The organism is Martelella sp. UBA3392, assembly GCF_002358775.1.
Taxonomy (GTDB): domain Bacteria; phylum Pseudomonadota; class Alphaproteobacteria; order Rhizobiales; family Rhizobiaceae; genus Martelella; species Martelella mediterranea.
In genome coordinates this window covers 1-8,627 of record NZ_DEPM01000131.1, presented here as the reverse complement: position 1 = coordinate 8,627, position 8,627 = coordinate 1, and the positions used below count along the sequence as shown (strand labels likewise).

Below are 8,627 nucleotides of genomic sequence, written 5' to 3'. Positions count from 1 at the left end.
CGGCTCCGAGGGCATCCGAAACGCTGACGGGATAGAAAGCGCCTTGGCCCGTCCGCGGAATCTGGCTGCATACGGCACCCCGGACGCGTCAGATCTTGCCGCAGCCTATGCGTTTGGTCTCGCCAAGAACCATGGTTTTATGGATGGCAACAAGCGCACGGCCTGGATCGCGGCGCGTCTTTTCCTTGCTGACAACGGATACCGGCTTCGCTTCAAGCCTGTCGATGCAATTCAGTTGATGGAAGGTGTGGCTGGCGGCGTGATCGCGGAAGACGAACTCGCACGCTGGTTCAGGGATCGGCTGGTCGAAGGTTAGCCTGATTCATTTCGGTGGCCCTATTTATGTTTATTGGAAACGCCTGAGCAAGGTGGAATTGAAGTGCTATCCAGCGGTTGGCGTGACTACAGGTGGGATCGGCTTTATTTGGCTCTATCAGCCCTTGTTCCTCAATCCACGATATGGTTGAAGAATAGCTGCACCTTACACGAATGCTAGCGTCAAATGAATTTCCAGAAGGCACCCGAAACCCATTCCAGCCGCGAGGCACGGCAGACTTCTGGTGTTCAAACCCTGAGGCTGCCGTTCCTGGCGCGGATCACGGAGCTGGTCGCCGAACGGGGATTCGGTTTTGTAACCTGCGAGTCCATGCCGGAGGGGCTGTTCTTTCACGTCACGGCCAACAGCATGGGACGGCGCGACTTCATCGATGTGGAGGCGGAAGACCTGGTTCTTTGCCAGATCGGCACGCGCCCAAAGGAACCGGGGCGGCGTTGCGTGGTTCAGTGGGCACGGGTAGCCGATCTCGATTGGCTCGGTCAGCCACCGCCCAAAAGCCAGTCCGATCTGGATCTCTACCGGTCCCGTCTGTTCGAGCAGCGCTCGCTCCAGCAACTGCATCAGCAGATGGATGCGCAATGGTATGTGAAGCAGTGGGGTGGTAACGCTCCGACGGATCTGCAGGACCGCGTACTGGGCACGGAATGGGTCAACCGGATTGTCCCGCTCGATGCTGACGCTCTGCGGAGCGCCAGGGTCAGGGAGCATCTGCATGACAGCCGCTTCGACTTCAAGGAGACGGTCAATCCCGCAAGTCCCCATTGTTCCGTCGAAAATATGCTGGCGCGATTTTCACCCGAGCAGATGGCGGTCCTTGGTCCGCCCGAACGGACATGGCTTGACGCACCGCAACCGGAGCGGCAGGACAGTTTGCTCGCCGATGTCTCGCGCCGCGCGACAGCCAGGGAAGAGGAACGAAAAGCCGATATTCTGGAATGGGCGCTCCTCTATCATATCGACAACGGCAGTGAAGACAGGCTTGGCGATTGGCTCGCGGCCGATAGCGCCGATGAAGCCATTGCAGCGCAGCGTCTTTTGGATCGCGGAATTCCGCTTCCGGCCGTCATCTGGCAATGGATCATGGCTCTGGCCGAAGCGGGCCTGCTGGCGCAGGCCTATGTCGATCGGCTGGTCGACCACGACCCCACCGCGGCTACGATGCTTTTCGAACAACTTTCCGATGCCGTCCGGCATAGGGTTCAATCGGACTGGGAGCGCGAACCGGAGCGACTTCTCCAGGCGATCGAAAGACAGCCGGGATTGCAAGGCAAGATTGCCCGATCCCGTGCTCTTGCCGTCGACCTTGAAACCGACGGCGATCGAATCTGGGAAATCGGTTATTCAGGGGCGGGCGTTTCGGTTCGCGTGCATGACGAGGTCAAAAGAACCGACATCGAGGTCGCGCTCAAGGAGCTAGGCGCATGTATCGATGCATCGACGGTCGTCGTCGGACACAACATCCTGGCATGGGACTGGCCGCTTCTGGCGCCGCGCATGCCTTTGAGCGCAGAGCCGCTGATATGGGATACGCTGCTTGTCCAGTATCTGCTGGAGCCGCAGGCCACATCCCATGCGCTGGGCGGCTCGCATCACGCGGAGGCGGATGCGGAAACGAATATCGAGCTTTTCGTCCGGCAACTCGACAGATTGCCGTCCGCGCTTTCGGCGAAATTGTTTTCCCGGCAGTTTGACGGGACCGCGACCCTGCTGCGGGCGATTATCGATGCCGTGCCGCAAACAACGTCTCCGGCTCGGCCCTTTCCCGGTTTCCTGCACGATGAAGGTCGCGATCCCGCCCGGCTCCTGCTGCTGCCCGCGCATGAGCTGCGGGATTTCGACTGGGTTGCCGGGGTTGCGGTGGTTCAGGCCGACCTGCGTGAGCCGCTGCAAAGACCTTTCTGGCAGATCGATGCGGAATTTCTTGGTTCCGAACTGGCCGCCGGGCAGGCGGGAGACCCTTTCGCTGCTGTGCTTCTGGCTGTGTGCCAGCGCGCGGCGGAGGAGGGCGTGGCGGTGCGATACAACATGCTGCCTGCCTGGCTGGTGGACAAGAAGCGCGGGCTGGCGGAGGCCATCGAGCGGTCCTGCTTCGTTCCCGTTCAGGGCGGCAGAATCTCTATTGCGGCCTTTCCGCGCGCATCGGAATGGTGGGCGGCGCCAGAGACCCAGGAACTGCGGGCGGCTCTTGCCGATGGTCAGGCCCTTGTCGTGGACAGGGGTGCGCCGGTCGCGGATGTGGATATCCCGACCGGCCAGCAGGAGCGCGCGGCTCTGATGCGGATAGCGGAGCCGCATTGCGACAAATGGCTGTTTCGCGATCGCGCCGCCCAGATCCTCGATGTCGGCGGCGGCTGGCAGAGTTTCCGCACGGTTTTGGTTGCCGACGCGATCGCGCGGGTTGAACGTCCCGACCGCGCGGCGAAGGCGCGGCCCGTGCTTGCCACGAGGCAGTATCCCGCGCACTTCCCGGGTTCGGGAGATCAGGCGGGCTACTGGATCGGCGTGCTCGAGGCCTTTCGGGCATATGCGCGCGCCGACGCCGTTCCCATCCTGTTGGTGACCAGCACGGCGAGCGTCGCCTTGCTTGATATGCTGCGCACGGCGCTTTCAGAAGTAGGGCTCGGCGAGGAAAAGACGTCGTATCGCAGCCGCCGCGATCATCTCCTGCGCGCAGCAAGCCGCGGGCTGGCCATCGTCGATACGGTGGACCACTGGCGGGACTGGCATGCGCTGGCGCGCGACGATGATGTTTCGCTGCAACCGGTTGTGGACGCGCTGCCTCTGGAGGAGTGGTTCGCGCTTGCAGAGACTGCAATGGCCGAAGGCGAGGCCGAGGCGACCGGAACGGCAACGTCGTCCCTGGAGGCGGCGGTCGCAGTTTCCGATGGCGTTGTCCTTGAGCGGGCGTCTGAACTCATCGGCAAGTTTCTTGGCGCCTGGCTGCAACAATGCGGGCTGGATTCAAGCGCGCAACGGGCGGTCATTCTGGACCCGCGCGCATCGGCTGCGAGCCACCGGTTGCGCGCCTTCATGGAACTCAGCCCGCTGAACGGCACGCCATGGTCGGCCAACGAGGCGGAGCGGTTGCAATTAGTCTTCGAACCACTTCGGATCAGGCGGGAGGAGGCGCCATCCGATTTCGCGACCATGGAGCGCTTTCTGGTCAGAAACTGGCAGCCGGCGGACAACTCCAGGGGGGACTCCATCGTCGGCTTCAAACAGACGCAGGCGCTGGCGATGGAGGCCATTCGGACACGCGCCAATGATGTCATCGTGAGCCTGCCGACCGGCGAGGGCAAATCCGTATTGTTTCAGGTGCCGGCGCTCTGCAGGGGGCTGCGGAACCGCCGGCTCACGCTTGTCCTCTCACCGCTCAAGGCGCTGATGAGGGATCAGGTCGCCAGGTTGCACGAACAGGGTTTTGCCGATTCAGTCGACTATCTCAGCAGCGATCGGGCCAGTTTCGAACTGGCGGAAGTGCTGCAGGGCGTTCTCGACAATCGTATCGTGCTGCTCTACGTCGCCCCGGAACGGCTTCGCAACGCCGCATTCCTCGATGTGCTGCGCAGGCGGATAGAGGCCGATGGCGGCCTGGAATATGTTGTCTTCGACGAGGCGCATTGCATCAATCAATGGGGCTATGAATTCCGCCCCGACTATTTCTATTCCTTCTCTTATCTGATGAACAGCCTTCGCGGCGGCGGAAAGCAGGATGTAACGCCGTTCCTGTTGCTGTCGGCCACGCTTACGGCCTCGGACAAGAACAATATCGGCGACCTGCTCGCCAATCTGTCGCATGGCAATGCGGGCCTTCCCTTAAGCATCTGCGCCAACCCCGAGACGTCTGCTGGCCCATTGCGCTCGCATATTGAAATCGAGCCAGTGCGTGCACGAGGCAACCTTCTCGATAAGAGGGGATTCGATCAGGCCCTGGCAGAGCGTCTGCCTCACATTCTGGGCGTTATCCGCAAGGCCCGCGCCAATCGCGCTGAGACCGGGCAGCGCAGCGCGGTCATAATTTTCGTTACCCGCCGAACCCATGCCGATGATCTGGCAGCGCGTCTGACGCAAGTTTCCGGTTGCGATGTCGAGAGCTTTCATGCCGGGCTAGATGCCGCCACGCGCGATGACATCTATTCCCGTTTTCGGGATGGAGACCTCGATATCCTCGTTGCGACCAAGGCTTTCGGCATGGGCATGGATATTCCGGATATCCACTGGGTCATGCACCTTTCCCCGCCCGCCTATATCGAAGACTACCTGCAGGAAGTCGGGCGTATCGGTCGCGGCGTTGCGGAGCGCGAACGCGCAGGCCTCACCCAGCTCAATGCCGCGATGTTTTTCTCGCCCGCCGAATTCGAGACGATGCGCAGTCTTCGGGCTGTCAATGAACTCAGCGACAAGATGATCGACGAAACGGAGACGAATATCCTTGGCGTTGCCGAGACCATCGAGGGACAAAGGGTTGCCTTCGTACCTCATACCGGTTTCGGATCATATACCAGTGCGGCACAGATGCGCGCAAAAGCGACGAGCCTGCGCATGGCGCTTTTCTGGCTGGAAAAGGCCGGGCACCTTGTGCAGCTCGGTTCCGTCGCGGACCTTATTTCGATGGACCTGACGCCGGCGCGTCTTGCCGAGATAGCCGAGGAACAATCATCCTGCGGGGTCGTGGCGAAAGCGATCCTCTCGATCGCAGCAGCGCCGGAGGGTGATTTCAGACGTGCCGCGAATGCGGCAGGCGAGGGGGCCAGGGACGGCCTCATCGGCGGTTTCGTGAACTGGCTTTCCGATCTGATCGGCCTCAAGTTCGACAGGACTGCCTCTGCGCCCCAGGGGCGCCGCCTCGGCGCCGACGAGACCGCCGCCGTGATCAATATCTCCCAGATCCGCTCGCAATGCCGGCTCAAGAGCACCGATGAGACAATGGCCGTTCTGGCCGACCTGCAGCGGCGCGGCTGCCTCAAGATGAGATGGGCGCTCGATTTCGCGAAACGGCCGCTTCTGTCCGAGCCGGAACGGCAGATCGATGGATTGGTCTCAAGCGCCGGCAACGCCGTGCGCCGGGTTCTCAAGCGCCTTGAGCTGAACGGTCGCCTCGAATTCAATCCGCTGGACTATCTCGATCGTGAGGAATGGGGCATTCCTGATCTCAATGAAGACGAGGCGCGTTCGGAGAAGATGATAGCCGAGCGCGAAGCCCTTCTGCGCCGCTACCATCGGGCTTATCTGCAGGGTTTCAGAACTTTGGCGCGCGCCAGCGGAATACGCATGAAGCAGCTGGTGCGCCAGAACGAGGAAGCGGTGTTCTGGGTGGCCTCCATGCCGCCGTCCGTTCAGGGAAAGGCGAGCGCGCGCTGCAATGATCTTCTCTCGATGGCGCCGGCCCTGCTTGCCGTGTTCAAGGCGGCCAACGAAAAGGAACTCACGAATGTGGCAGTCCAGAGCCTGATCAGAAGGATCGAGGCGGCACATCCCAGAAAGACGTTCCGCATCGCCGATCTGGAAGCGCTTTTGCGCCTGTTCTCGGCGCTGAACCTGGTCAGCGCGCAGCCTGAACTCATACCGCTGTCTTATGTCCTGCATCTGACCGGCGCTCAAAAGGGGTTCAGCCGGCACCAGAAACTGGTCGAAGAGCTGAACGACGTGAATGCGTTTGCGGAAGCGAGAAGCTTTGCAATGGAGGTTTTCGCAAACCTGCCGCAACCTGTTCGCGGGGATTTTATCGGCCCCTATTTCGCGCAGGCCAACGGAACGGCACTGAAGGCATTTCTCGAAACCCAGCTAGGCGAAATCGAGGGCGAGGATAACGAGGTCGCCGCCTTTATCGCGGCAAAGCGCGACCAGTTGCGCGCGACCAGGGCGACCGAGTTTTTCGAGCGCTACAGACATGCGCAGGAGTCCGCCCAATGGCAGGCCATCAGCCATCCCTTCAACCGGCATCTGCTGGTCAATGCCGGCCCCGGCGCCGGAAAGACATCGGTTTTGGTCGCCCGCATCACCCATCTTATCCGTGAGCAGCGCATCAAGCCTTCCGCAATTATCGTGCTTGCCTTCAACCGGGCCGTCGTTTTCGAGATCAGGAAGAGGATCCGCGAGCTTTTCAAGGCGCTGGGCTATGCGGCCTATGCGTCGCAGGTGCGGGTCTTCACCTTCCACGCGCTGGCACGGCGCAGCATGGCCGATGCCGGAGATGACAGCGCTGCCTTCGACAACCTTCTGTCGCGCTTCGCCGCGAGGCTTCAGGCGGATGCTGCATTCCGGAAAAGCGTGGCGGGCGAATGCCGGAGCATTCTCGTCGACGAATTCCAGGATGTTACGGATGATGTCTATTCGATCATCCGTAACATCCACCTCGGCAGCGGCGAGCAGGCCGGCGTCATGGTGATCGGCGATGATGACCAGGATATTCTGAGATGGCAGCGCAAGGCGGGTACAGGCGAAAACGGAGCATTCGCGGAGGTCTATTTCCAGCGGTTCAGGGATGATTTCGGCGGCAGCGACCTTCGCGCGCTTGAACTTTGCGTCAATTTTCGCTCTGGTGCTGATATCGTGGCCATGAGCCAGAAGATGATCACGGCCTTTTTTGAAAGAAACCCGCAATCGAGCCGTCTGAAGACCACGCTTTTAAGACAGGCTGACACCGCCGGTACAGGATGCTGCGAGCGTATTGACGCCAGGGGTTGGGATTGGGGCCGGACTGCCAGCGCGGTGGTGGAGACCTGCATGCGATTGCACGCCCAGAACCCCGGTACGCTGGCCGTCCTTTGCCGTACGAATGACGAGGTCGCCGAAATCCACCGTCATCTTGCACCGCATTTCCCCGCTATTTCCGTCCAAAGCAGTGAAAACATGCATGTTGCCGATCTCAGGCATGTCGCGCTGTGGTGCGACTTTCTCGAGGCCGAGATCGCGAAAGATGACCGTACGCTGACGGCGAGCCTGCTGGAGGAGTTGAGCGGTTCCTTCCGGGGCCGGCAGGACATACCCGAAACGGATCATGCAAGCGCGGGGCGGGTCGAACTGGACGTGCTCTGGGAGCTTTGCCGCGAGGAGAGCGTATTCCCGCATTTGTCGACGCTGCTGCGTTTTATCAAAGGGTTGCAGCGCGATGAACTCCAGCGCCTCCTTGGTCAACGTCAGGGAGACAATGAGGTCGTCTTGTCGACGATCCACAAGGTCAAGGGGCTCGAGTTCCAGAATGTCGTTATCGCTCCGTCGCGTTCCTCTTTCGGCACGCAAAGCTGGTCCGATAGCGCTCGTGAGGGCGATGCCGCCGAAGAGGCGCGTTTGCTCTATGTCGCCTTGACCCGCGCAAAGACCCGGTTGGTCTATTTTGTCGGCGATCGCGAATTTGCCTGGGGGAGCGCGCCGCCACGCGCGATCGCGGGCGCTGCCGGCGAAGGCATGGTGCTAACCGGCGCCCACAAACAGGTGGATCTTGGCTGGGCAGCGCGTCGCAGCCGTTTCAACACCGATCCCGATGAATGTCAGGCCTATATCGAGCGGAATGTCAGGGTTGGCGATCAGCTCTTGCTGGCCGGGGTCGGGAGTCGATCGAACATGGCGCTCATTCATTGTGATGAAACAGGCGCAAGGCGTCAGATCGGCTGTATCGCGAACAATTTCGGCGCCGGCAATCATACGTCGGAGCTGACGGTGAGCGCTGTGGTGCGTTACCCGGTCGATGAGAGAAGCCTCGATGTTACCGGGAGCCTCGTTGCCGCTCGCGGATGGGGATATGTGGTTCTGGTCGCAGGCAGGCTGCGATAGGAACCGGTCTGGGGGTTGAAAATGTTTCTGCCGATTGACGGTTTGATCGCTATGGAATCCGCGATCTGGCCGGTCCGAAATTGCGAGTTGCTCCTGATCCGGGCGAGAAGGAAAAGCTAGATGCGGAATGACATGGCATTCGCCGTCCTGAAGAGCAAACAACGCGCGTTGCGTGAAGGTTTTCCTGAAACGATGGGATTGCGGGTTCATCGCGCGATCAGCTGGGTCGGGCGGGCGGAAGATTGCGCTGACGACGATGATGCGTGCTTCATATTCCTGTGGATTGCCTTCAACGCTGCTTATGCCGATGAACACGAGTTTCAGGCCGGCTCCTACAGCGAACGTGCGGAGTTCCTTGGCTATTTCGGGCGCCTTGTTGCGCTGGATGTCGATCACCGCATCTATAGGGCCCTTTGGCAGAGGTTCTCGGGTCCTGTCCGGCTGCTGCTGGAAAACCGCTATGTTTTCAATCCGTTCTGGCAGTATCACAACGGCATTGACGGATTTAATGATCGGG

3 protein-coding genes are annotated in these 8,627 nt (G+C 60.7%); all 3 read left to right on the top strand.

The features are described from left to right. Positions 1–316 (top strand): type II toxin-antitoxin system death-on-curing family toxin (locus B4E36_RS09730; protein ID WP_345900295.1); only part of this gene is annotated, 316 nt, incomplete at its 5' end. Between the two features lie 186 nt (positions 317–502). After that, entirely contained in the window at positions 503–8,110 is a 7,608-nt protein-coding gene (locus B4E36_RS09725) for a UvrD-helicase domain-containing protein (protein WP_292058454.1), read from the top strand. 120 nt (positions 8,111–8,230) lie between these two features. Beyond that, on the top strand, positions 8,231–8,627 hold a 397-nt coding region (locus B4E36_RS09720; protein ID WP_414673753.1), incomplete at its 3' end, for a hypothetical protein.

Bases quoted from the DNA above. Each gene is read 5' to 3' on its own strand.
- B4E36_RS09725 (WP_292058454.1), top strand. From the start codon at position 503: ATGAATTTCCAGAAGGCACCCGAAACCCATTCCAGCCGCGAGGCACGG.